The organism is Pseudomonas capeferrum (assembly GCF_013523055.1).
In the GTDB taxonomy this organism is placed as follows: Bacteria; Pseudomonadota; Gammaproteobacteria; order Pseudomonadales; family Pseudomonadaceae; genus Aquipseudomonas; species Aquipseudomonas capeferrum_A.
On the sequence record NZ_JAAMQM010000017.1, the window covers coordinates 48466 to 72299 of the forward strand.

A 23834-nucleotide genomic window follows, 5' to 3' on the forward strand; every position below is an offset into this window, starting at 1 on the left:
CGTTACCCGCGCGAGGCGGCGATCTTGATCAGCTTGGCATAGTAGAACCCGTCGTGACCGCCTTCCTCGACCAGCAACTGCCGGCCATGGGGCTGGCGCAGGCCGGCTTCGGTGGCCAGGTCCAGCTCGCGGGCTCCGGGAGTGCGGGCGAGGAACGCGGCGATCACTTCGGTATTTTCGGTCGGCAGGCTCGAACAGGTGGCGTAGAGCAGCATGCCGCCGACCTCCAGGGTCGGCCACAACTTGTCGAGCAGTTCGCCTTGCAGCGTGGCCAGCGCCGGGATGTCATCGGCCTGACGAGTGAGCTTGATGTCTGGATGGCGCCGGATGACACCGGTGGCGGAGCAGGGTGCGTCCAGCAGGATGCGCTGGAACGGCTTGCCATCCCACCAGCTCGCGGTATCGCGGGCATCGCAGGCGATCAGTTCGGCATTCAAACCCAGTCGATCGAGGTTTTCGCGCACGCGGGCCAGGCGTTTGGCTTCCAGGTCGATGGCCACCACGGCATCCAGGCCCGCTTCGACTTCGAGCAGGTGGCAAGTCTTGCCCCCAGGTGCGCAGCAGGCATCGAGGACGCGTTGGCCGGGTGCCAGGTCGAGCAGGTCGGCGGCCAGTTGCGCGGCCTCGTCCTGGACACTGACCCAGCCTTCGGCAAAACCGGGAAGCTTGCGGACATCGCAGGCTTCGACCAATACGATGCCGTCGCGGCTGTAATGGCTGGCGCTTGCCTCGATGCCCACCTCGGCCAACAGCGCCAGGTAGCTGTCGCGGCTATGATGATGCCGATTGACCCGCAGGATCATCGGCGGATGCGCGTTGTTGGCGGCGCAGATGGCTTCCCAATGATCGGGCCAGAAGGCCTTCAGGGATTTTTGCAGCCAGCGCGGGTGGGCGGTACGTGCCACCGGATCGCGCTCGAGGCCGGCGAGCAGGGCTTCGCCTTCACGCTGGGCGCGGCGAAGCACGGCATTGAGCAAGGCCTTGGCCCAAGGTTTCTTGAGCTTGTCGGCGCAGCCCACGGTCTCGCCAATGGCCGCATGGGCCGGGATACGCGTGTAGAACAGCTGGTAAAGGCCTACCAACAGCAAGGCCTGCACATCGCTGTCGGCTGCCTTGAATGGCTTTTGCAGCAGTTGCGCGGCGAGCAGGTCGAGACGTGGCTGCCAGCGCGCGGTGCCGAAAGCCAGGTCCTGGGTCAGGCCGCGGTCGCGCTCCTCGACCTTGTCCAGTTGGGCGGGCAGCGAGCTGTTCAGGGAGGCCTTGCCGCTGAGCACGGCGGCCAAGGCGCGGGCGGCGGCCAGGCGCGGGTTCATTGGCCAAGTACCGCGCCGACGGCGAACTGCTCGCGACGGCTGTTGAACAGGTCGCTGAAGTTCAGCGGCTTGCCGCCGGGCACTTGCAACCGGGTCAGACACAATGCTTGTTCACCGCAGGCAACGACCAGGCCGTCTTTGCTGGCGCCTAGAATCTCGCCCGGCGAGCCCTGGCCGGTGGTCAGCTTCGCGGCCAGCACTTTCACACTGTCGCCGCCGAGGGTGCTGTGACACACCGGCCACGGATTGAAGGCGCGGATCAGGCGCTCCAGCTCGATAGCGGGGCGGCTCCAATCGATCCGGGCCTCATCCTTGTTCAATTTGTGCGCATACGTGGCCAACGCATCATCCTGGTCCTCACCTTCAAGGGTGCCAGCCTGCAGCCCGGCAATGGCTTCGATCACGGCAGGCGGGCCCATCTTGGCCAGCCGGTCGTGCAGGCTGCCGCCGGTGTCGTCGGCCGTGATGGCGGTGACGACCTTGAGCAGCATCGGACCGGTATCGAGGCCGGCTTCCATGCGCATCACGGTCACGCCGCTTTCGCGGTCACCAGCTTGCACGGCACGCTGGATCGGTGCCGCGCCACGCCAGCGCGGCAACAGAGAGGCATGACTGTTGATGCAGCCCAGACGCGGGATATCGAGCACCGCCTGGGGCAGGATCAGACCGTAGGCGACGACCACCAGAAGATCCGGTAGCAAGGCAGCCAGCTCGGCCTGGGCCTCGGGGTTGCGCAAGCTCGGCGGCTGAAGCACCGGGATGTCGTGGGCCGAGGCCAATTGCTTGACCGGGCTGGGCATGAGTTTCTGACCGCGCCCGGCAGGTCGGTCGGGCTGGGTATACACGGCCACGACCTGATAAGGGCTATCGAGCAGAGCCTGGAGGTGTTCGGCGGCAAACTCTGGGGTGCCCGCGAAGACAATGCGCATGGAGTTCTCGCTTCAAAAAGAAAAAGGCTTGCCGGAGCAAGCCTTCGAAAAGGGTATGGATCAGGCTTGCTGGCGATGCTGCTTTTCCAGCTTCTTCTTGATCCGATCGCGCTTGAGCTGGGACAGGTAGTCGACGAAGAGCTTGCCATTGAGGTGGTCGCACTCGTGCTGGATGCACACGGCGAGCAGGCCTTCGGCGATCAGCTCGTAGGGCTTGCCATCGCGGTCGAGGGCGTTGACCTTGACCCGCAGCGGGCGATCGACGTTCTCGTAGAAGCCAGGTACCGACAGGCAGCCTTCCTGGTACTGACCCATGTCCTCGGTCAGCTCTTGCAGTTCAGGGTTGATGAAGACCATTGGCGCGCTACGATCTTCGCTCAGGTCCATGACCACCGCGCGCAGGTGCACGTTGACCTGGGTCGCGGCCAGGCCGATGCCCGGCGCTTCGTACATGGTTTCAAACATGTCGTCGATCAGCTGACGCAAGGCGTCGTCGACTTCCGCTACCGGTTTGGCAATGGTGCGCAGGCGCGGGTCGGGGAATTCGAGGATGTTCAAGATGGCCATAGGAGTCTGAGCAGTACTGTGCGTTCGTTTGAAAACTGAACATACATAATAAAGGGATTCGGGGCGTTCGGCACCTGGCAAAGCTTGGCTAGGGTATGAATGGTGGCCTGGAAGTCCAATCGATGGACAGGTTTTCAAAGTATTATCAACAGAGTTATCCACAGGTTGTGCCAGGTGGATGACCGTCTGCCGATCAAGGATGATCCCCATGCACCTGCCACCCTGCTCGCCCGCTGAACTGGAAGCCCGCCTACGCCTGCATCGCCTGCCAGGAATCGGGCCTCAACGGTTCTTTACCTTGATACAAGCCTTCGGTGATGCGTCTTCGGCGCTCAGCGCGCCAGCCTCCGCCTGGCTTTCGCTGGGCCTGCCCGTAGCCAGTACCGAGGCCCGCCGCTGCCAGGAAGTTCGTACCGGTGTCAACGCCGCGATGAGCTGGCTAGAGCGTCCGGACCAGCATTTGCTGATGTGGGACAGTCCTGCCTATCCACCGTTGCTGGCGGAAACCTGCGACGCGCCACCCCTGCTTTTCGTCGCGGGAGACCCTGCTTTGCTCGAACGACCACAGCTGGCGGTAGTCGGGAGCCGCCGCGCATCGCCGCCAGCGTTGGATACCGCGGTCGGCTTTTCCCGTTGCCTGGCGCAGGCCGGCTTTGTCATCACCAGCGGCCTTGCCCTTGGCGTGGACGGGGCGTCCCACAAGGCCGCCTTGGACGTGGGAGGCCATACCATAGGGGTGCTGGGAACCGGGATCGAAAAACTTTATCCACAGCGCCATGCCCAGCTGGCGAAGCGGATGGTCGACAGCGGCAGTGCGCTGGTTTCCGAATTTCCACTGGACGCGGGGCCCCTGGCAGCCAACTTTCCCCGCCGCAACCGGATCATCAGCGGCTTGTCCCTGGGCGTGCTGGTGGTCGAAGCCAGCCTGGCCAGCGGCTCGCTGATTACCGCCCGTCTTGCGGCCGAGCAAGGCCGGGAGGTGTATGCCATACCCGGTTCCATACATCATCCAGGCGCCAAGGGCTGCCATCAGTTGATCCGCGATGGCGCCTTGTTGGTGGAAAGCGTCGGGCAGATCCTTGAAAGCCTCAGAGGCTGGCAGAATCTACCGCCTGCGCCGGTGCACGACCCCGACCACCCCTTGCTGGCGCTGCTGGTCGCCGCGCCACAGACCAGCGAAGAGCTGGCTCATGGCAGCGGCTTGCCCTTGAGCCAGGTTTTGGCCAGCCTTACCGAGCTGGAAATCGAGGGGCGGGTAAGCAATGAAGCTGGACGTTGGTTTGCCCGTTCCGCCTAAGTACACTGATGCCAGGCTTTAAGCGGAGAGACAGCAATGGTGAGCAGTTGGCGTGTGCAACAAGCCGCGCGTGAGATTCGGGCAGGTGCAGTGATTGCCTATCCGACAGAAGCGGTCTGGGGCCTGGGCTGTGACCCATGGAACGAAGAGGCGGTCGATCGCCTGCTGGCGATCAAGTCGCGCTCGGTCGACAAGGGCTTGATCCTGATTGCCGATAATATCCGCCAGTTCGATTTTCTCTTCGAGGATTTCCCTCAGGATTGGCTGGACCGCATGGCCAGTACCTGGCCGGGGCCGAACACCTGGCTGGTGCCTCACCAGGACCTGTTGCCCGAGTGGGTGACCGGGGTGCATGACACCGTTGCGTTGCGGGTCAGTGATCATCCCGTGGTGGGTGAGCTATGCGCATTGGTGGGGCCGCTGATTTCTACCTCGGCCAACCCGCAGGGGCGCCCGGCGGCCAAGACGCGGTTGCGGGTGGAGCAGTATTTCCGCGGGGATCTGGATCTGGTGCTGGGTGGCGCGCTGGGCGGGCGGAAGAATCCGAGTGTGATTCGAAATCTGGTGACGGGGGAGGTTGTAAGACCGGGGTGATGAGCCGGGGTTGGAGAGAAAGGGATTTTTAAACTCGGTTTTCCGCCTCTGTCGGGTAATGGCAGCTGACGTATTGCCAGGCGAGGCCTGCGGCCTCGATCGCGGGACCAGCCCGCTCGCCACCGGGGCGATGTCAGCCCCCAAGAGTCGGTGTATATCCAGGCTTCAGCCAAAAACTGAAAACGTACCAAGGCCAATGTAGGGCCGACCTTGGGCTCTTGGCTGACATCGCCCCGGTGGCGAGCGGGCTGGTCCCGCGATCGAGGCCGTAGGCCTCGCCTGGCAATAAAAGATTCTCAAGCCATTACCTGAGTGGTGGAGACCCATTTCAAAATGCTCCACCCCACCGCAGACTTTTCTGAATCTGCCCCGACCTGCTCAGAAACACTGTCCTATCTGCATTCAGAGAAATATTCTACGACCTTTGTCGAAAGTCGTACCCTTCCGCTTGGAAACCCATACCCCTACGCTCCATCCGTCGCTGACCATTCAGCGATGGGTGTGGTAACCCGGACACGACTGATCTCAGAACAGCCCATGGCGGCTGTACGCGGAAGGCTTCGGCCTGCCGGGATTGAGTCGTTCGCCCGGTTTACCACCCCGTGTACAGCTGCCACCCATTCGTGTGGTGACGAATCGGAGGCAGCTTCTGATAGGTACGACTGACATGACGAAAAAACCCGTACCAGACCCACTCCTCACCTGCACCACCACCCCTCGCCCCTTCGGCAACTGTGGCGCTGTCACCCTCCCCTGTTTTGCGTCGCTTCCGGCATCACCGCCCATGACGCGCTGGTTCACGCCGCCCTGTACCTGCGCTGTGCCTATGAAACAGGCTACAAGGCACTCGACGACATGAACCTCGCCTGTAACGGATTGCTCTGGTCCAGCCTGCACTCCGTCGAACTGGCCCAAGGGCTGGTGGAGTCCTTGATCGACCGACTGGAGGATGTGCGATGACATCCCCCTCCGTGATCGTAATCCGAGATCTCAGGGCAGCAGCACGGTAGACCCGACGGTCCGACGTGCCGACAGCTCCATCTGCGCCTTGGCTGCCTCCTCCAACGGATAACGCTGCTCGATGTCTACCTTCAACTGGCCACTGTTGATCATGGCAAACAGGTCGTCGGCCATGGCCTGGGTGTTTTCGGCGTTGTTCGCATAGGTCGCCAGGGTCGGACGGGTGACGTAGAGCGAACCTTTCTGCGCCAGGATCCCCAGGTTGACTCCACTGACCGCGCCCGAAGCGTTACCGAAGCTGACCAGCAGACCGCGAGGCCGTACGCAGTCTAGGGAGGTCAGCCAGGTGTCGGCACCGACGCCGTCGTAGACCACTGGGCATTTCTTGCCGTCGGTCAGCTCCAACACCCGCTTGGCCACGTCCTCGCGACTGTAGTCGATGGTCTCCCAGGCCCCGAGCGCCTTGGCGCGTTCGGCTTTTTCCGCCGAACTGACCGTGCCGATCAGCCTGGCACCCAATGCCTTGGCCCACTGGCAGGCAAGCGAACCGACGCCACCGGCGGCGGCATGGAACAGCAGGGTATCGCCTGGCTGTACGGCGTAGGTCTGCTTGAGCAGGTATTGCACGGTCAGGCCCTTGAGCATCACCGCCGCAGCCTGTTCGAAGCTGATCGCGTCGGGCAGCTTGACCAGGTTGGCTTCCGGCAGGGTATGGATCTCGCTGTAGGCACCCAACGGTCCGCCCGCATAACCGACGCGGTCGCCGACCTTGATTCGCGAGACCTGATCGCCCACCGCCTCGACCACGCCGGCGCCTTCGGTGCCCAGACCCGATGGCAGGGATGGCGGTGGATACAGGCCGCTACGGAAGTAGGTATCGATGAAGTTCAGACCGATCGCCTGGTTGCGCACACGTACCTCGTGCGGGCCAGGCGCCGCTGGCTCGAAATCCACCAGTTGCAGAACTTCCGGGCCGCCATGCTCGTTGAACTGGATACGCTTGGCCATCTCACACTCCTGTTGTCGGGGTAGAAGCAAACCTCTATCGGACGCCTTTGCTTGTCCGCCGTCAACTGCGACGCGGCATCGGCCGGTGGTATGCTACGCGGCGAACTCGCCCTTGCCCCACCAGGTGACCTGATGAATAGCCGCACCGAGGCCGTGAAGGCCTACCTGCTCGACCTGCAAGACCGCATTTGCACCGTCCTCGAGAAGGAGGATGGCGGCGCCAGTTTCGTCGAGGACGCCTGGGTTCGCGAGGCAGGCGGCGGCGGGCGGACACGCGTGATCGGCGAGGGTCGGCTGATCGAGAAAGGCGGCGTCAACTTTTCCCATGTCTTCGGTAACGGGCTTCCGCCATCGGCCAGCGCTCATCGTCCCGAGCTGGCCGGTCGCGGCTTCGAGGCCCTTGGCGTGTCGCTGGTGATTCACCCCTACAACCCGCATGTACCCACTTCCCATGCCAATGTGCGTTTCTTCATTGCCGAAAAAGAAGGCGAAGAGGCGGTGTGGTGGTTCGGCGGCGGTTTCGACCTGACGCCCTACTATGGCAACGAAGAAGATTGCATCCACTGGCATCGGGTCGCCGAACGCGCCTGCGTCCCCTTTGGCGCGGATGTCTATCCGCGGTACAAGGCCTGGTGCGACCGCTACTTCCACCTCAAGCACCGCGGCGAGCCTCGGGGCATTGGCGGCCTGTTCTTCGATGACCTCAACGAATGGGACTTCGATACCTGCTTCGCCTTCATCCGCGCCATCGGCGATGCGTACATCGAGGCCTATCTGCCTATCGTGCAGCGGCGCAAGAACACGGCTTACACCGCCGAGCAGCGGGCGTTCCAGGAGTATCGACGCGGGCGCTACGTGGAATTCAACCTGGTCTATGACCGCGGCACTCTGTTCGGCCTGCAGTCGGGTGGGCGCACCGAGTCCATCCTGATGTCCTTGCCCCCTCAAGTCCGTTGGGGTTATGACTGGAAGGCCGCGCCAGGTACCGAAGAGGCGCGCTTGACCGACTATTACTTGCAGGACCGCGACTGGCTCGGCCAGGCCGAGCAATGAATCGCTGTGGATAACTCAGGAGCAGCACCCATGGACCAGTACGTCGTGTTCGGCAATCCGATCGGCCACAGCAAGTCGCCGTTGATCCACCGTCTGTTCGCCGACCAGACAGGCGAAGACATGGAGTACGCCACGCTGCTGGCGCCGTTGGAAGAATTCAGTATCTGTGCGCAAGGCTTCTTCAAGCAGGGCCAGGGGGCCAATGTCACCGTGCCGTTCAAGGAAGAAGCCTTCCGCATGGTCGACAGCCTGACACCGCGCGCGCAACGCGCTGGCGCGGTGAATACCTTGAGCAAGCTGGCGGATGGCACTTTGCAAGGAGACAACACCGATGGCGCCGGACTTGTACGCGACCTGACCGTCAACGCTGGCGTCGAGCTGGCGGGCAAGCGCATTCTGATCCTGGGCGCCGGAGGTGCGGTTCGCGGCGTGCTCGAGCCGATTCTCGCCCACCGGCCGCAGTCCCTGGTGATCGCCAACCGTACGGTTGAAAAAGCCGAAAAGCTGGCCCATGAATTCAGCGACCTGGGGGCGGTTGCCGCCAGTGGTTTCTCCTGGCTGCGCGAGCCGGTGGACCTGATCATCAATGCCACTTCGGCCAGCCTGAGTGGAGCACTGCCGCCCATCGCCGACAGCCTGATCGAGCCGGGTCGTACCCTGTGCTACGACATGATGTACAGCAAGGAGCCCACGCCGTTCTGCCGTTGGGCCAGTGGCCTGGGCGCGGCAAAGGTACTCGACGGGCTGGGCATGCTCGTCGAGCAGGCAGCCGAAGCGTTCTTCATCTGGCGCGGTGTTCGTCCAGACACGGCGCCGGTGCTGGATGAACTGCGCCGGCAGCTGGGTCGCGGTTAATCCTCGAAACGGATGGGGCATTGAGTTGCCCCTTCCAGCTTCTGCAATTCCTCGATCACTTGCGGGCGGGCGCGTTGCAGCGTAAGGCAGCCGCCATTGCGCCGCAGTCGTCGCGCTTCACGATGCAGCATGTCTACCCCCGAGTAATCGATGAAGTTGATCTGTCGAGCGTCGATCACCACATGCGGGCCTTGGCAGCGTTGCAGTCTTACTTGTAGATAGTGAGCGGCCCCGAAGAAGATCGACCCTCCGACGCGCAGTACATCGGCATCGTTCTCGCGCGATTGCTGGACCCGTGGCCGTGATGTGCGCTTTAGGTAGAAAAACAGCGACGCCAACACGCCCGCGTAGATGGCGGTCTGCAGTTCCAGCAACAAAGTCGCGGCCGTGGTCAGGGCCATGACCAGAAATTCCGAGCGACTGACACGCAGCAGCGCCCGCATGCCACGATGATCCACCAGCCCCCAGCAGATCAGCAGAATGCTCCCCGCCATGGCAGGGATCGGCAGATGAGCAATCAGCCCGGCGCCGGTCAGGGCAAATATGCCGACCCATAACGCTGAAAACACTCCCGCCATGGGTGATCGGGCGCCTGCTTCATAGCTCAGGCCGGAACGGGTGAAGGAGCCCGCAGACAGGTAGCCGGAGAAGAAGGCGCCGACGATGTTCGACAGTCCCTGGGCACGGACTTCCTGATTGGCATCGGTCAATTGCTCCGAGCGGGCCGAGAGGGAGCGGGCAATCGACAGGCTGGTCACCAGCCCCAGCATGCCGACGGCGACGGCGCTTGGCAGCAACCGCAGGATCAGTTCCAGGTCCAGCAGCGGCAAGGGGCTCAAGGGCGGCAGCTGCCCGACGAAGCCGGGTACCCGCTGCACATGGCCGAAGATCGACGGTAGCATCCACGCGATGAGGCTGACGCATACCAGACTTATCAACAGCCCCGGCCAGCGTGGGCGCCAGAGTTTCAGCAGCAAGCCCAGCACAAGCGTGCCCAGACCCAAGGCCAACGACGGCAGGTCGATCTCGCCAGCGTGCCCGAGCAGTTCCTGAAATGTTTTCAACGCGGTCGCCTGGCTGGGCAGATCCATGCCCAGCAGGTTCGGCAGTTGCCCCAGGGCAATGACCACCGCTGCCCCCAAGGTGAAGCCGAGCACCACGGAGTGCGAGACGAAGTTGACTACCGCGCCGAAGCGCAGCAGGCCGAGCAACAACTGGAAGATGCCGCCCAGGAAGGTCAGCAGCAGCACCAGGGTGATGTAATCATCGCTGCCACTCACGGCCAGTGGGCTGACGCTGGCGTAGAGAACGACAGACAGGGCTGCCGTCGGCCCGCAGATCAGGTGCCAGGAAGAGCCCCACAGACAAGCGATCATTACCGGGACGATCGCGGCGTATAGGCCATATTCCGCCGGTAGGCCGGCGATCAGTGCGTAGGCGATGGATTGCGGCAGGGCAAGAATGGCACCGCTCAGGCCGACCAGCAGGTCCTGCCGCAGGCTTCGGCGGGTCTGTAGCCGGAGCCAGCTGAGGAAAGGCAGTACAAGGTCGAGCCGGGGCATGCGAACTCTCGATTGTCCAGGGGCGCGGGCTTGGCCCTATGCCAGTCTGTTGAGGAAATGAAGCCGTTTTTCAGGCACAGAAGCTTATTTTGCAGCTCCTGAATTTCCTGTGAAGCTTGTGGCCTCATCGCGGGGCAAGCCCGCTCGCCACTGGTGCGTGGTGCAGCGCAGATATATTTTTGGTGAATTTTTAGTTCCTGAATTTCCTGTGAAGCTTGTGGCCTCGTCGCGGGGCAAGCCTGTTCGCCACTGGTGCTTGGTGCAGCGCAGATATATTTTTGGTGAGTTTTTAGTTCCTGAATTTCCTGTGAAGCTTGTGGCCTCGTCGCGGGGCAAGCCCGCTCGCCACTGGTGCGTGGTGCAGCGCAGATATATTTTTGGTGAATTTTTAGTTCCTGAATTTCTTGTGAAGCTTGTGGCTTCGTCGCGGGGTAAGCCCGCTCGCCACCGGGAATGTGACTTGGCTCCGCCGCGCACCGGTGGCGAGCGGGCTTGTCCCGCGATAGCGTTCTCAGCAACACAGCAAATCTCAGCAGCAGAAATCGTAGGCTTTTTCTCCTGGACTGGCTGGCAGGAGGTTAGACCACGATAGCGTTACAAAGCGCGCCAGTACTCGGAACACGGGTAGTGGGTAAGCCGAACGCCGCTTGGAAACAAGCGCACGGCTACAACTTGGCCTTCACTGCCTCTACGGCACTGCCACCATCCTTGCTGCTGACTCCGGCCAGCCAGTCATCGAGCTGGTCGGGGTGGGCCTTGACCCAGGCTTTGGCAGCCTGGTCGAACTTCACCTTCCTGCTTTCGACCTCGGCCATGATGCTGTTTTCCATGTCCAAGGTGAAGATCAGGTTCGAAAGCAGCTTCGCAGCATTCGGACACGCCTGTGGATAACCCTTGCGCGTCAGGGTGTAGACCTCACCCTTGCTGCCGAACCACTTCTCGCCCCCGGTCAGGTAATGCATCTTCAGGTTTATGTTCATGGGATGGGGCGTCCAGCCGAGAAACACGACGAAGTCCTGTTTCTTGGTCGCCCGCTGGACCTGGGACAGCATGGCTTGCTCGCTGGATTCGACCAGCTTCCAGTCACCCAGGTCGAACTCGTTCTTGTCGATGATTTCCTTGAGGGAAAGATTGGCCGGTGCGCCCGAGCCGATACCGTAGAGCTTCTTGCCGAACTTGTCGGCGAAGCGCTGCAGGTCGGCGAAATCCTTCACGCCGGCATTCCACACGTAATCGGGTACCGCCAGGGTGAACTCGGTTCCTTCCAGGTTTCGGCTCAAGCGGTGCACATCGCCTGTCTCGACGAACTTGTCATGAAAACCCTGGTGAGCAGGCATCCAGTTGCCCAGGAATGCATCCACCTGACCGTCCTTGAGTCCTCCATAGATGATCGGCACGGCCAAGCTGTCGATCTTCACCTTGTACCCAAGGCTTTCCAATAGCAGACGAGCTACGGCATTGGTCGAAGCGATATCGCTCCAGCCTGGATCAGCCATCTTGACGGTCGTGCAACGGTCGTCCGTGTCGACGGCGGCCCGAGCGGTGACAGCACAAAGGCTGAGGGCAAGGAAAGTCAGGGCTGTGGACAAGTTTTTCATGGCGACCTCTTTGCAATCATTTGGCGGGCTGTGGATAACGGGCCTTGCGCTCGAGGTCGTCGAGATCGATGTGGTTGCGCATGTACTGCTGGCTGGCATCCACCCAAGGTTGGTGGTCCCAGCTGTGCAGCTTGCCGACGGCCAGTGCCTCGGCTACCAGGCGGCGGCGACGTTGGCTGGCCAGCACCTGCCGACGCAGTTGCGGAACATCCCAACGCTGGCGGGCTTCATCGACAAATGCCTGCAGCAGCGCTTGGTGATCCAGGCTGCCGGCGAGATTCTCCCGCTCGTGCGGGTCGTGGCTCAGATCATAGAGTAGACAAGGGTCGTCCTCGCTATACACGAACTTGTACGGGCCTCGACGAATCATCATCAATGGGCCGACTGTCCCCTCGGCCATGTACTCGCCGATGACCTCGTCATGGCCGCCCTGCCCTTGCAGGTGCCCCATCAGAGAGCGTCCATCGAGCGCCAGGCCCGGTTCGGTCGTACCGCCCGCCAGTTCGACCAGCGTCGGCAGCAGGTCGCAGGTCGAGACTGCGGCGCCGACTCGACGCGCCGCGAACTGGCCAGGCGAATGGATCAACAGCGGCACGCGGGCCGCCATCTCGAACCAGTGCATCTTGTACCAGAGACCACGCTCGCCGAGCATGTCACCATGATCGCCGGAGAAAACGATCAGGGTATCGTCGGCGAGATCGCACGTTTCGAGGGTCTGCAGCAATCTACCGATAGTGTCGTCGATGTAGCTGCAGGCGCCGAAATAGGCGCGTCGGGCGTCGCGGATCTTGTCCGTTGGCAACGGCTTGTCCCACAGGTCGTAGACCTTGAGCAGACGCTGCGAATGCGGGTCCAGTTCATCCTGGGGCAAGGTCTCGTGCGGCATCGGAATGTCCAGGTTCTCGTACAGGTCCCAATAGGGCTTGGGAATGGTGTACGGATCATGAGGGTGGGTCATCGACACCGTCAGGCAGAAAGGCCGCCCGTCGTCGTTGCGGATATGGTCATAGAGATATTGCTGCGCCCGGAAGACCACCTCCTCGTCGAAATCCAACTGATTGGTGCGCACGCACGGTCCGGCCTGAAGAACCGAAGACATGTTGTGGTACCAGCTCGGACGTTCATCCGGGGCGTCCCAATTGACCGACCAGCCGTAATCGGCCGGGTAGATATCGCTGGTCAACCGCTCTTCGTAACCGTGCAACTGATCGGGTCCGCAAAAGTGCATTTTGCCGGACAGTGCCGTGTGATACCCGAGCCGGCGCAGGTAATGTGCATAAGTGGGCGTGTCGGCCGGAAAATCGGCGGCGTTGTCGTAGGCGCCGATGCGGCTTGGCAATTGCCCGCTGACCAGGGTGAAGCGCGAGGGGGCGCACAGTGGGCTGTTGCAATAGGCGGCGTCGAATACCACTGCCCGCTCGGCCAGCTTGCTCAGGTGCGGCATCTTGATCGGCGACGGACCGTAGATCGGTAACACGGGCGCGGCCATCTGGTCGGCCATGATGAAAAGTATGTTCTTGCGCTTCATGTTGCCATCCATCGTCGAAGGTTTATGGGAATCGCTTGCCCTTGAGGATGCGGCTGTGGATAACTTGGGTAAAGCCCATGGGGCGCAATGACTGGGATAAGCCAGGCTTATGTTAGAAACGCTCGGTACGATGTCGCTCGACAGTCTCAGGATCTTTGAGTCCGCAGCGCGTTTGCGTAGCTTCACCTCGGCTGCGCGCGAGCAAGGCACCACCCAGCCAGCCATCAGCCAACAGGTCAAACGCCTGGAGGCGCAGTTGGGCACGCGATTGTTCGATCGCATCTATCGGGGCATCGAACTGACCGAGGCGGGTGTGCTGCTCTTCACCCAGATCCATCAGGCCCTGAGGATCATCGATGAGGGCATTGCCCAAGCCAGTGGCCGGGGTCAGCGCGAAGTGTTGCAGGTGGCTACCGACTTCGCCTTCGCTTCGTTCTGGCTCATGCCGCGCTTGCCGCGTTTTCATCAGGCCAATCCGCTCGTGGATGTCAGCCTGGTGACGGGTGAGCGAAGCCAGGCCATGTTGCGGCCGGATATCGATGTCGCGTTACTGTTCGGGGATGGCCGTTTTCGTCATGGCGAAAGTCGTCGATTGTTCGAGGAAGAGGTTTTCCCCGTTTGCAGCCCGCGATTGATCGAGGGCTGCGCGCAAACGTGCGCGGACTTGCAGCACCTGCCCTTGCTTCACCTGCGCGGAGAACAGGCCAGCGGTTGGTTCGACTGGGCCGGCGTGTTTCGCGAGCTGGGCCTGGCCATGCCGCCCACGCCGGGGCAATTGCGCTTCGACAATTACACCCTGCTGATCCAGGCCGCGATTGCCGGCCAGGGGGTGGCCATCGGTTGGGGGCATCTGGTCGATGCCCTGGTGGAACAGGGGCTGTTATGCCGACCGATCAAGGAAAGCCTGCGCTCGGAGCGGGGTTATTACCTGGTCTTGCCTCCCCGCAAGCGCCGGAGCGAACTGATCCAGCGTTTCGTCGACTGGTTGGGCGAGGAGCTCGCGCGCTAGCCTACGAAGTTCAAGTGTTCGCCCTCATGCAGCCCCAGGTCGAGAGTATCCACGATGCCTGCCGCAATTCGCGCCAGGCGGTGCAAGGGTTCGGCCAGGCCAGGCTCCAGCGTGCCCTGGATATGGCGAAAATGCTCGATGCCCAGGCCCGACGGTTCCTCGGGTGCGTTGATCAGCGTCCAGCGAAGCCCGCCACGCCGCAGCAGGTCGACGATGCCATCGACACAGATGCGCTTTTCGGGACTGTGCCGCGAAGGTTCATCCAGTACATCGAAATCGCCCACCAGCAGCAGGCGGCGTATAGTCGTGCGGGAAAGACCGGTGATCAGCGCCTGGACCATCGCCTGTTGCGCGCAGGCATCGTCGGGGGCCAGGGTCGACAGCAGGGCGACGACGGCCGAGCCGCCCGCCACGCTCTGCTCAGCTTGATCGGCGTTGTCCAGGCCACCTATCTTGGTGTGCAGCCCAGGCCGTGGCGCATATCGGTTGAGGTCGTCGACGATTACCGTGACTTCATGCTGGCGCGACAGCGACTCGACGATCAACGCGCTGCCCAGGCTGCCTTCGGAGCCGAAGAGGATCAGTTTGAACACGGGGGTCTCGGCATTTTTCACCCTGTCACTCCCTGATTGGCAGGTGATCGTTGGACCCGTCCATCAAGGCAGGGGTTCGTTTGTCATCGAGGAATAATCGTGCAAAGGATCAAGGGGTATCACGCCCATGTGTATTACGACGCAACCACCCTGGATCACGCGCGCCAGCTCTGCGAGGATGCCGCGCGGCTGTTTCCGGTGACCATGGGACGCATGCATGAGAAGCCAGTCGGCCCGCATCCGGACTGGAGCTGCCAGCTGGCGTTCGAGCCCGAGTGGGTGGGTGTGGTGTTGCCATGGCTGGCGCTGTACCGCAACGGGCTGGTGATCTTCCTGCATCCGCTGACGGGGGACGAACTGGCCGACCACCGCGATCATGCGATCTGGATGGGAGCCATGAGGCCATTGAAACTGTCGGTGTTTGGTGGCTGATGGGAGGGCCCTGCAGCGGCCCTCCCGCACCTGAATGCCGTCAGAACGGGTTCATGCGCGAGCCGCGCGAACACCTTCAGCCAGCGCCGAGCATAGGTCGAGGACATCCCTGACCGCCTGGTCGGCGTCCTTGGCCTGGGCAATCTTGTCGACCAGCGCCGAACCGACCACTACGCCATCGGCCAACTTGGCGATGGCTGCGGCTTGCTCGGGGGTGCGGATACCGAAACCGACGCTGATCGGCAGGTTGGTGTGGCGACGCAGGCGGGTGATGGCATCTCGCACGTTTTCACTGGTGGCCGATCCTGCCCCGGTCACACCGGCGACCGACACGTAGTAGACGAAGCCGGAGCTACGCTGGAGCACACGCGGCAGGCGCGCGTCGTCGGTGGTCGGTGTGGTCAGACGGATGAAGTCGATGCCCACCGCGTGCGCCGGCTCGGCCAGTTCGGCATCGTGCTCGGGTGGCAGGTCGACGATGATCAGGCCATCGACCCCCGCTTCCTTGGCCTCGGCCACGAAGCGTTCCGCGCCGAAACGATGGATCGGATTGTAGTAGCCCATCAGGACGATCGGCGTGGTCTGGTTGCCGACGCGAAACTCACGAACCATCTGCAGGGTTTTTGCCAGGTTCTGACCGGCTTCCAGGGCGCGCAGGGTGGCCAACTGAATCGCGACACCATCGGCCATCGGATCGGTGAAGGGCATCCCCAGCTCGATCACGTCGGCGCCTGCGTCAGGCAAGCCCTTGAGGATCGCCAGGGAAGCGTCGTAACCAGGGTCACCCGCGGTGATGAAAGTGACCAGGGCGGAGCGGCCTTCGGCCTTGAGGTCGGCAAAGCGTTGTTCGAGACGGCTCATGCCAGTTTCTCCTGGGCAGCCATGTGGTTCATGACGGTGTGCATGTCCTTGTCGCCTCGACCGGAGAGGCACACGACCATCAGGTGGTCCTTGGGCAGAGTCGGCGCGCGGCGCATTGCCTCGGCCAGCGCATGCGCGCTTTCCAGGGCCGGGATGATGCCTTCGAGACGGCAGCTGGCATGGAAGGCATCGAGGGCCTGATCATCGGTGATGCTGACGTACTCGACCCGCTTCACTTCATGCAGGTGTGCATGCTCCGGGCCGATGCCTGGGTAGTCCAGGCCCGCGGAAATCGAATGGGCATCGGTGATCTGGCCATCATCGTCCTGCAGCAGGTAGGTGCGGTTGCCGTGCAGCACGCCGGGGACGCCGCCGTTGAGGCTGGCGGCGTGCTTGTCGGTATCGACGCCATGGCCACCGGCCTCGACGCCGATGATCTGTACGCTGGGCTCATCGAGGAATTCGTGGAACAGACCCATGGCATTGGAGCCACCGCCGACGCAGGCGACCAGGCTGTCGGGCAGGCGCCCTTCCTTTTCCTGCAACTGGGCGCGGGTTTCCTTGCCGATGATCGACTGGAAATCGCGAACCATGGCCGGGTACGGATGCGGACCGGCAACGGTACCGATCAGGTAGAAGGTGTCGTCGACGTTGGTGACCCAGTCGCGCAGCGCTTCGTTCATCGCGTCCTTGAGCGTGCCGGTACCGGCGGTGACCGGCACGATCTCGGCGCCCAGCAGCTTCATGCGGAACACGTTGGCCTGCTGGCGCTCGATATCGGTGGCGCCCATGTAGATCACGCAGGGCAAGCCGAAGCGTGCCGCAACCGTGGCGGTGGCCACGCCGTGCATGCCGGCGCCGGTCTCGGCGATCAGGCGTTTCTTGCCCATGCGCTTGGCCAGCAGCACCTGGCCGATGCAGTTGTTCACCTTGTGCGCGCCGGTGTGGTTGAGCTCTTCACGCTTGAAGAAGATCTTCGCGCCGCCGCAATGCTCGGTAAGGCGTTCGGCGAAATACAGCGGGTTCGGCCGACCGATGTAGTCGCGCTGGAAATAGGCCAGCTCGTCGAGGAATTTCGGATCGGCCTTGGCGGCTTCGTATTCACGTGCCAGGTCGAGCACTAGTGGCATCAGGGTTTCTGCCACGTAGCGGCCGCCGAAAGAGCCGAACAGGCCATTGGCATCGGGGCCGGCGCGGAAGTTGGTCTGGGTCATGGTCGCTCCAGGACTGGATGAGTTCTTGATGGGCTTTACTTTAACCACCACATGGCTAACTGAAAACCGATAAGATTGTTGCAACCTGTCAGGAAAACTCACACATCCCATGCGCCAGGAACTGCCCCCCCTGAATGCCTTGCGGGCATTCGAAGTCACCGCCCGACTCAACAGCGTCAGCCGTGCGGCGGAGCAACTGCACGTGACGCACGGGGCCGTCAGTCGGCAGATCAAGGTACTGGAAGCGCATTTGGGGGTGGCGCTGTTCGTCAAGGACGGTCGCGGCATCAAACTCACAGATGCGGGCAATCGCCTCCTTGACGCCAGCAGCGAGGCGTTCGCCCGTCTGCGCGATGTTTGTACCGAACTGAGCCATGACGGCAGTGAGGCACCGTTCGTTCTGGGTTGCTCGGGTAGCTTGCTGGCGCGCTGGTTCATCCCCCGACTGGGACGTCTGAAGGCGGATCTGCCGCAGTTACGCTTGCACCTGTCCGCGGGGGAAGGCGATCTGGATCCTCGTCGGCCTGGCCTGGACGCCTTGCTGGTATTTGCCGAGCCGCCATGGCCGGCTGACATGCAGGTGCACGTGCTGGTCGAGGAGCGTATAGGGCCTGTGCTGAGCCCGCATTATGCAGGGTACTCTCGTCTGCAGAGCGCCCCGGCTCATGCCTTGCTCGGCGAGACATTGTTGCAGACCAGCTCCCGGCCGCAGGCGTGGCCGACCTGGGCGCACCAGCAGGGAATCGACCCTGGGACGATGACGTATGGGCAGGATTTCGAGCATCTGTATTACTTGCTCGAGGCCGCGATGGCAGGCCTGGGGGTGGCCATCGCGCCACAACCCTTGGTGGCGGATGACCTGCGGGCGGGACGCCTGACGGCGCCCTGGGGATTTTCCCCTACCCGCGCGGCACTGGCGCTATGGGTTCCGAAGCGCGCCGCCGATGAGCGCGCCGAGCAGCTGGCGCAGTGGCTGCGCGCCGAGCTGGAGCGTCAGATCGGTTAGTCGTTGCGCTTGCACATCAGCCATGCGGCCAGCAGGCCCAAGGCGCCTACGGCAACGCCCGCGGTGGTCCAAGGATTCTCCTGGGCGTAATCGCGGGTGGCGATGCCGGTCTGGCGAGTACGCTCCTTCACTTCTTCATAGGTATCGCTAAGCAGGCTGCGCGAGTGCTTCAGTGCGGTTTCGGCGTTGCTGCGGATGGCCTTCAAGGACTTGCGCGATTCGTCCGAGGTATCTCCCTTCAGTTCTTCCAGAGTCTTGAGCAGGCTTTCGATTTCGGCTTCCATGCTTTCCAGGGATGTCTTGCGCAGCGAATTACGGGCCATGGTGACTCTCCTTCAGATTGAAATAGGTTGTCAGGGGATGCGACTTCGAGCGCAGCGGAAAGTGCGATCGAACTTTTCGCCCCGCTGATCGCTCGCAGGTAAACCAGGCCTGCGCTATCGGGCCCGATTTCGAATGTCATCCAAGGAGAGCGCTCATGTCAGATCATCACACGTACAAGAAGGTCGAGCTTACCGGCTCCTCGCAGAACAGCGTCGAGGAGGCGATCAACAATGCGCTGGCCGAAGCCAGCAAGAGCATCCAGAACATGGAGTGGTTCGAGGTGACGGAGACCCGCGGGCATATTCGTGACAACAAGGTCGAGCACTTCCAGGTCACCCTGAAGGTCGGCTTCCGCATCGCCAACAGCTGATTGCGGTCGGGGTCGGTCTTGACCGGCCCTTTACGGGAAAGAGGCACAGGGCGTCCGGGTGATCACCCGCGCTCTTCCATGTTGCCCAGAACAAGGAAATCGTTCGATGAAGAAGTTGATCCTGGCGGTAGGCCTGATGACATTGACGGGGACGGCACTGGCGGCCAAGCCCTGTGAGGATCTCAAGTCCGAGATCGATTCCAAGCTTCAGGACAAGGGTGTCACCGGATATGTGCTGGAAGTCGTTGATAACGGTGCAGGTGGTGGCAAGGTCATCGGTCGTTGCGATGGTGGGAACAGGGAGATCGTCTACCGGCGCGAGTGAGTGGACCTGTGCCAATCCGTATCAGGTGGGTTCAGCGGGCTCGGGCCGCATGGTGCTGAGCGCGTAAGCGTACGGGCGCATGAAGGAGCTGTTTAACCGCTGCTGCTGCGGTGGATAAGCTTTTCTGCATTGCCAGGCGAGTCCTTCGGCCTCGATCGCGGGTCAAGCCCGCTCGCCACCTGGTGTATCGCTTCCTGCCTGAAGTGTGGTTTGCCCGCATGTCGGTGGCGAGCGGGCTTGACCCGCGATCGAGGCCGAAGGACTCGCCTGGCAATGAAGAAAGACAAGTCCCACGATAGTGGCGGATGCTTAGAAAGACCCTCTTTGCTCAATCGTTACGCAGCACCTGCGCCAGCAGCTCATACGACCGCACCCGATCCGCGTGCTCGTACAGATCACAGGTAAAGATCAGCTCATCCGCCCCGGTCTGCTCCAGCAAGACTTCGACCTTGCCCTTGACCTTCTGCGGGCTGCCGATCATGGCCAGTCCCAGGAAACTGCTCACTGCTTCACGTTCATGCGGCAGCCACAACCCATCCATGGTCTGCACGGGTGGCCGCTGCATGAGACTCTGGCCACGCATGAGCGCGAGTATGCGCTGGTACACCGAGGTTGCCAGGTAGTTGGCGTGCTCGTCCGTTTCGGCGACCACCATCGGCACGCCAAGCATCACATAGGGCTTGTCTAGCGCCTCGGACGGTTGGAAGTGATCGCGGTACACGCGGATGGCCTCATGCATGTAACGCGGTGCGAAGTGTGAGGCAAAGGCATACGGCAGCCCGCGCATGCCCGCCAGCTGCGCGCTGAACAGACTTGAGCCGAGCAACCAGATCGGCACTTGGGTGTCGTGACCTGGCACGGCGATGACTTTCTGATCCGGTGTCCGCGGACCCAAGTAACGTACCAGTTCCTCGACATCGTCAGGGAAGTCGTCCGCACTGCCGGAGCGCTCACGACGCAATGCCCGCGCGGTCATCTGATCCGATCCGGGCGCGCGGCCCAGACCCAGTTCGATCCGGTCGGGATAGAGACTGGCAAGGGTGCCGAATTGCTCGGCGATCACCAGAGGCGCATGGTTGGGCAGCATCACGCCACCTGCGCCCAGACGAATGGTCGAGGTGCCGCCCGCCAGGTAGCCAAGCAGGACCGCGGTAGCGGAACTCGCGATGCCGTCCATGTTGTGGTGTTCAGCGACCCAGAAGCGGTTATAGCCAAATCGCTCCACCTCGCGTGCCAGGTCCAGCGAGTTGCGCAGGGCCTGTGCAGGACCTCCGTCGGCACGGACCGGCACCAGGTCGAGCGTGGAAATCTTCAGGTCATGCAGCAAGCTCATGGGAATCTCCAAGGTTGATTGGCCAGTGGCCTCTGGATCTCTGTATGGGCATATTCGAAGGTTTCAATACCTAGGGGCAGATTGCTCTGAACTTGCTGTAGGCACAATCCTCTAGATTTTAGACATCGCGACCTACTTCAGGAGGCATCATGAAAAAGACAGCATCGGCGGTTTGGCAAGGTGGTTTGAAAGACGGCAAAGGCACACTCTCCACTGAAAGTGGCTCGCTCAAGCAGAACCCCTATGGCTTCAACACCCGGTTCGAAAATCAGCCAGGGACCAACCCTGAAGAGCTGATCGGCGCAGCACATGCAGGCTGTTTCTCTATGGCGCTGTCCATGATCCTGGGTGAGGAAGGCCTCACGGCGGATCGCATTGACACCACTGCGGAAGTCACTCTGGACAAGCAACCTGATGGTTTCGCCATCACGGCAGTGCATCTGATCCTCAAGGCCAAGGTCCCTAATGCGACCGAGGAACAGTTCAAGGAAATCGCCAACAAGGCCAAGGCTGGCTGCCCGGTGTCCAAGGTACTCAATGCCAATATCACCCTGGATGCCACTCTGCTGTCCTGAAGCGCAACCGGAGCGGTTTCCTATAGTCTGAACAACGTTGGCAGCCCGACTGCCCTTGAAGGAGCCGTTCCATGAAGCGTTTCGTATTGGCGGTGCTGGCTTCGACGCTGGCAATGGCAACCCAGGCGGCACCCAAGCCTTGCGAGGAACTCAAGGCCGAGATCGAAGCCAAGATCCAGGCCCAGGGCGTCACCTCGTATACGTTGGAAATCGTTTCCAACGAAGAAGCCCACGATCAGAACATGGTCGTGGGTAGCTGCGATAATGGTACGCGCAAGATCATCTATCAGAAGAACGATCGCTAGTTCTCAGGGAATGCAGAAGACATTGCTCGGTTCGTCTACCACTACGTTACGCGCTGCGTCGTAGAGGTAGACGACCGGCTGCATGACCGGCGCGCGCGCCTCCAGGCGATAGCGCTGGCCGGCCTTGAAATCGTTGTACCTGACTGTCAGGTAACAGGTGCGCTCGGTCGGATCCGTGGTGAACCCTCCCGAATACACTTCGAAATCGAAACGCACGACCAACTCGTGCTTGCCGGGGCTTACCTGGAAGAAACGGCCGTCATCGAGACGTTGGCCATCGAGTCGATCGGCCATGACCAGCCTGCCCGGAGTGATGGTGTAGAGGTCGATCCAGGCCTGTTTCGGATCGGCAGGTGGCAATGGGCTGGCGCATGCCCCCAGTGCACCGAGGGCAATCAGCAGCATGGGCTGGCGCATGGCGATACTCCTGCTCGCGTTCCATTGGCTACAAGCATAGCGCCATTATGGAACTCAGGTACGCTGGCAGCCCCCTGGCAGGCCTTGGCCGACCAGGTTCTGCTGATCGTCGTAAAGTTTCACCCACGGCCTGAAGCCGATGCTGCCGGCCTGCATCTGATATCGCTGGCCGGCACCGAAGTCCTTGAACGTCAGGTTGAGCTGGCAATCACGGCCCAGTGGCTCGCTGCCAGGGCCGATATTGGTCGGCTCAACGGTGAACAGGTAACGGACAGTCAATTCATGGCGTCCTGGAGCAACTTCGAAGTACCGGTTGTCGGCCCAGTCTCGCTCGTCTACCTGCACGGCATGCAGCGCGGTTTCATCGTTCGGCGACAGGTCGATCCAGGCCTGGCTCGGATCCGGATTCGGTAGGCTTGAGCAGCCCGTCAGCAGCGCGAGCGCGCCGATGGCAATCAGTGTACGCATGGCGAAACTCCACCCTGGCAAGTTAGTCTTGATACGCGACGGCAGTTTGAGCGAGATGAGCAGTCCCGATGTCCCGATTTTTTCTTTTCCTACGCACGAACCTTGGGGCACTCGACCGCTTTTTACGGTGCTTGGTTCCCCCAGCGGCCATTTTCCTGCTGGGCGGTTGCAGCGGTCTTGCCTATTACGGCCAGTTGGCCGAAGGTCAATGGCAGCTGTTGCGAGCACGGGTACCGGTAACGGATATCGTCGCGGATCCATCGACCGATCCGCGGCTGCGTCAGCGTCTGCTGCATGCTGAGCAGGCTCGCCGTTTTGCCAGTGAGCAGTTGAAACTGCCGGACAACCGCAGCTACCGGGTCTATGCCGACCTGGGGCGGCCCTTCGTGGTCTGGAATGTCTTCGCCACCCCCGAGTTGTCGCTCGAGCCAGTGACGCACTGCTTTCCCATAGCGGGCTGCGTCGCTTATCGCGGTTACTATCACCAGGGCGCGGCCCGGGGCGCGGCGGCGCTATTGCGTCAGGAGGGGCTGGATGTCTACGTGGGCGGCGTCGAGGCCTATTCGACCCTGGGCTGGTTCGATGACCCGATTTTGTCATCGATGGTCAGCTGGAGCGACGAACGCCTGGCATCACTGATCTTTCACGAATTGGCCCACCAGCGCCTGTATGTGCAGGACGATACGCAATTCAACGAGTCCTATGCCACCTTCGTCGAGCAGGAAGGTACCCGCCAATGGCGTGCCCGGCATGGGCTTCCGGCAGCGTCGCAGGATAGCGTGCGCCAGCGCGATCAGTTCATCCACCTGGTGCTCGCCAGTCGCCAGCGGCTCGAGCGTCTCTACGCTTCGCCCCTGACGGTGGAAAGCAAGCGTGCGGCCAAGCAGGCGGAGTTCGAGCGCCTGCGCCGCGAGTATCGACAGTTGCGCGATAGTCAGTGGAAAGGCGTCGGGCGCTATGACGGCTTTATCAATGGCCCGTTGAGCAATGCCAAGCTGTTGCCGTTCGGGCTGTACGATCAATGGGTGCCGGCGTTCGCGAGACTGTTCGCATGGGTGAACGGGGACTGGGCCCGCTTTCATGATCGCGTCGAGGCGCTGGGTCGGCTGTCTGCTGCCCAACGCAAGGCAGCATTGGCCGAGCTGGCAGGCCAGGCCCGGCCTGATGCTGGTCAGTCAAGGAAAGGCATTTGATTTTCCGATGCTGGAGGTTATCTGGCAGCTTTCAAACTTTCTGTGATGCTGATGGCCTATCGCGGGACGAGCCCGCTCGCCACTGATGCGCGGTGCAGCGAAGACACATCCCTGGTGGCGTCCCGCGATAGGCCATCAGCATCAT

General features: G+C 61.9%; 26 protein-coding genes and 1 pseudogene. 13 read left to right on the forward strand and 14 right to left on the reverse strand.

Translation table 11 applies throughout. The features are described 5' to 3' along the window. Positions 1–2 precede the first annotated feature (2 nt). Genes rsmB through def form a run of 3 tightly spaced genes read right to left on the reverse strand, consistent with a single transcriptional unit; the run spans position 3 to position 2809 of the window. Positions 3–1313 carry a 16S rRNA (cytosine(967)-C(5))-methyltransferase RsmB gene (rsmB, locus tag G7009_RS19240; RefSeq protein WP_181131680.1) on the reverse strand — a complete coding sequence of 437 codons (1311 nt, stop codon included), beginning with the start codon at positions 1311–1313 and terminating at the stop codon, positions 3–5. Beyond that, on the reverse strand, positions 1310–2242 hold the full coding sequence (gene fmt, locus G7009_RS19245) for a methionyl-tRNA formyltransferase (protein WP_181131681.1): 933 nt from the start codon (positions 2240–2242) through the stop codon (positions 1310–1312). Before fmt ends, rsmB begins: the two co-directional genes overlap by 4 nt. Positions 2243–2302: 60 nt before the next feature. Continuing rightward, positions 2303–2809, reverse strand: a complete 507-nt coding sequence (gene def, locus G7009_RS19250; protein WP_181131682.1) for a peptide deformylase — start codon at positions 2807–2809, stop codon at positions 2303–2305. Positions 2810–3008: 199 nt separating this feature from the next. On the opposite strand from def, the gene dprA reads away from it, so the two are divergent. From dprA to G7009_RS19265, 3 genes and pseudogenes are all read left to right on the forward strand, one after another. Continuing rightward, positions 3009–4106 (forward strand): DNA-processing protein DprA, encoded by a 1098-nt coding sequence (gene dprA / locus G7009_RS19255; protein WP_181131683.1) that lies wholly within the window; start codon positions 3009–3011, stop codon positions 4104–4106. Positions 4107–4142: 36 nt separating this feature from the next. Then, positions 4143–4700, forward strand: coding sequence for an L-threonylcarbamoyladenylate synthase (locus G7009_RS19260; protein ID WP_181131684.1), 558 nt, complete (start codon positions 4143–4145; stop codon positions 4698–4700). A gap of 667 nt (positions 4701–5367) precedes the next feature. Next, positions 5368–5660: pseudogene (locus G7009_RS19265) on the forward strand (hypothetical protein). Between the two features lie 30 nt (positions 5661–5690). On the opposite strand, the gene G7009_RS19270 reads toward G7009_RS19265, so the two are convergent. Next, entirely contained in the window at positions 5691–6668 is a 978-nt protein-coding gene (locus G7009_RS19270) for an NADPH:quinone reductase (protein ID WP_181131685.1), read from the reverse strand. Positions 6669–6800: 132 nt separating this feature from the next. On the opposite strand from G7009_RS19270, the gene hemF reads away from it, so the two are divergent. After that, positions 6801–7721 (forward strand): oxygen-dependent coproporphyrinogen oxidase, encoded by a 921-nt coding sequence (gene hemF, locus G7009_RS19275; protein ID WP_181131686.1) that lies wholly within the window; start codon positions 6801–6803, stop codon positions 7719–7721. A 30-nt stretch (positions 7722–7751) separates the two neighbouring features. Further along, positions 7752–8576, forward strand: coding sequence for a shikimate dehydrogenase (gene aroE / locus G7009_RS19280; RefSeq protein WP_181131687.1), 825 nt, complete (start codon positions 7752–7754; stop codon positions 8574–8576). Here aroE and G7009_RS19285 read toward each other — a convergent pair. The 3 genes from G7009_RS19285 to betC form a co-directional block, all read right to left on the reverse strand. After that, positions 8573–10138 carry a SulP family inorganic anion transporter gene (locus G7009_RS19285; protein WP_181131688.1) on the reverse strand — a complete coding sequence of 522 codons (1566 nt, stop codon included), beginning with the start codon at positions 10136–10138 and terminating at the stop codon, positions 8573–8575. The genes aroE and G7009_RS19285 overlap by 4 nt on opposite strands. 665 nt (positions 10139–10803) lie before the next feature. Then, positions 10804–11736: a choline ABC transporter substrate-binding protein gene (choX, locus tag G7009_RS19290; protein ID WP_181131689.1), complete on the reverse strand. Its 933-nt coding sequence runs from the start codon at positions 11734–11736 to the stop codon at positions 10804–10806. Positions 11737–11752: 16 nt separating this feature from the next. Next, the gene (gene betC, locus G7009_RS19295; RefSeq protein ID WP_181131690.1) at positions 11753–13264 is read right to left on the reverse strand and encodes a choline-sulfatase; all 1512 of its coding nucleotides are present in this window, start codon (positions 13262–13264) and stop codon (positions 11753–11755) included. 109 nt (positions 13265–13373) lie between these two features. On the opposite strand from betC, the gene G7009_RS19300 reads away from it, so the two are divergent. Continuing rightward, complete coding sequence (locus G7009_RS19300) at positions 13374–14273, forward strand: choline sulfate utilization transcriptional regulator (protein WP_181131691.1); 900 nt, start codon at positions 13374–13376, stop codon at positions 14271–14273. On the opposite strand, the gene G7009_RS19305 is transcribed toward G7009_RS19300, so the two are convergent. Then, complete coding sequence (locus G7009_RS19305) at positions 14270–14887, reverse strand: NAD(P)-dependent oxidoreductase (protein ID WP_181131692.1); 618 nt, start codon at positions 14885–14887, stop codon at positions 14270–14272. The genes G7009_RS19300 and G7009_RS19305 overlap by 4 nt on opposite strands. Positions 14888–14965: 78 nt before the next feature. On the opposite strand from G7009_RS19305, the gene G7009_RS19310 reads away from it, so the two are divergent. Continuing rightward, the gene (locus G7009_RS19310; protein ID WP_181131693.1) at positions 14966–15298 is read left to right on the forward strand and encodes a DOPA 4,5-dioxygenase family protein; all 333 of its coding nucleotides are present in this window, start codon (positions 14966–14968) and stop codon (positions 15296–15298) included. Positions 15299–15349: 51 nt separating this feature from the next. Here the strand turns inward: G7009_RS19310 and trpA are convergent, their stop codons facing one another. Then, positions 15350–16159, reverse strand: coding sequence for a tryptophan synthase subunit alpha (gene trpA / locus G7009_RS19315; protein WP_181131694.1), 810 nt, complete (start codon positions 16157–16159; stop codon positions 15350–15352). Further along, a complete protein-coding gene (gene trpB / locus G7009_RS19320) occupies positions 16156–17373 on the reverse strand; it encodes a tryptophan synthase subunit beta (protein WP_181131695.1) in 1218 nt (405 codons plus the stop codon). The genes trpA and trpB overlap by 4 nt, the downstream gene beginning before the upstream one ends. Positions 17374–17482: 109 nt before the next feature. Between trpB and G7009_RS19325 the strand changes: the two genes are divergently transcribed. Then, complete coding sequence (locus tag G7009_RS19325; RefSeq protein WP_181131696.1) at positions 17483–18379, forward strand: LysR family transcriptional regulator; 897 nt, start codon at positions 17483–17485, stop codon at positions 18377–18379. Here the strand turns inward: G7009_RS19325 and G7009_RS19330 are convergent. Then, positions 18376–18702: a DUF883 family protein gene (locus G7009_RS19330; RefSeq protein ID WP_181131697.1), complete on the reverse strand. Its 327-nt coding sequence runs from the start codon at positions 18700–18702 to the stop codon at positions 18376–18378. The genes G7009_RS19325 and G7009_RS19330 overlap by 4 nt on opposite strands. Before the next feature lie 155 nt (positions 18703–18857). Here G7009_RS19330 and G7009_RS19335 point away from each other — a divergent pair, with 155 nt between their 5' ends. Both G7009_RS19335 and G7009_RS19340 read left to right on the forward strand, forming a co-directional pair. Then, positions 18858–19073: a dodecin gene (locus G7009_RS19335; RefSeq protein WP_181131698.1), complete on the forward strand. Its 216-nt coding sequence runs from the start codon at positions 18858–18860 to the stop codon at positions 19071–19073. A gap of 106 nt (positions 19074–19179) precedes the next feature. Further along, positions 19180–19398 carry a DUF1161 domain-containing protein gene (locus G7009_RS19340; RefSeq protein WP_181131699.1) on the forward strand — a complete coding sequence of 73 codons (219 nt, stop codon included), beginning with the start codon at positions 19180–19182 and terminating at the stop codon, positions 19396–19398. Between the two features lie 328 nt (positions 19399–19726). On the opposite strand, the gene G7009_RS19345 is transcribed toward G7009_RS19340, so the two are convergent. Continuing rightward, positions 19727–20731 carry an LLM class flavin-dependent oxidoreductase gene (locus tag G7009_RS19345; RefSeq protein ID WP_181131700.1) on the reverse strand — a complete coding sequence of 335 codons (1005 nt, stop codon included), beginning with the start codon at positions 20729–20731 and terminating at the stop codon, positions 19727–19729. A gap of 149 nt (positions 20732–20880) precedes the next feature. On the opposite strand from G7009_RS19345, the gene G7009_RS19350 reads away from it, so the two are divergent. Continuing rightward, positions 20881–21306, forward strand: a complete 426-nt coding sequence (locus G7009_RS19350; RefSeq protein WP_181131701.1) for an OsmC family protein — start codon at positions 20881–20883, stop codon at positions 21304–21306. Positions 21307–21377: 71 nt separating this feature from the next. Beyond that, the gene (locus G7009_RS19355; protein WP_181131702.1) at positions 21378–21611 is read left to right on the forward strand and encodes a DUF1161 domain-containing protein; all 234 of its coding nucleotides are present in this window, start codon (positions 21378–21380) and stop codon (positions 21609–21611) included. Between the two features lie 3 nt (positions 21612–21614). Here the strand turns inward: G7009_RS19355 and G7009_RS19360 are convergent, their stop codons facing one another. Both G7009_RS19360 and G7009_RS19365 read right to left on the reverse strand, forming a co-directional pair. After that, the gene (locus G7009_RS19360; protein WP_181131703.1) at positions 21615–22028 is read right to left on the reverse strand and encodes a PA0061/PA0062 family lipoprotein; all 414 of its coding nucleotides are present in this window, start codon (positions 22026–22028) and stop codon (positions 21615–21617) included. Between the two features lie 54 nt (positions 22029–22082). Next, entirely contained in the window at positions 22083–22496 is a 414-nt protein-coding gene (locus tag G7009_RS19365; protein ID WP_181131704.1) for a PA0061/PA0062 family lipoprotein, read from the reverse strand. Positions 22497–22564: 68 nt separating this feature from the next. On the opposite strand from G7009_RS19365, the gene G7009_RS19370 reads away from it, so the two are divergent. Further along, positions 22565–23689 carry an aminopeptidase gene (locus G7009_RS19370; protein WP_181131705.1) on the forward strand — a complete coding sequence of 375 codons (1125 nt, stop codon included), beginning with the start codon at positions 22565–22567 and terminating at the stop codon, positions 23687–23689. Positions 23690–23834: the final 145 nt, after the last annotated feature.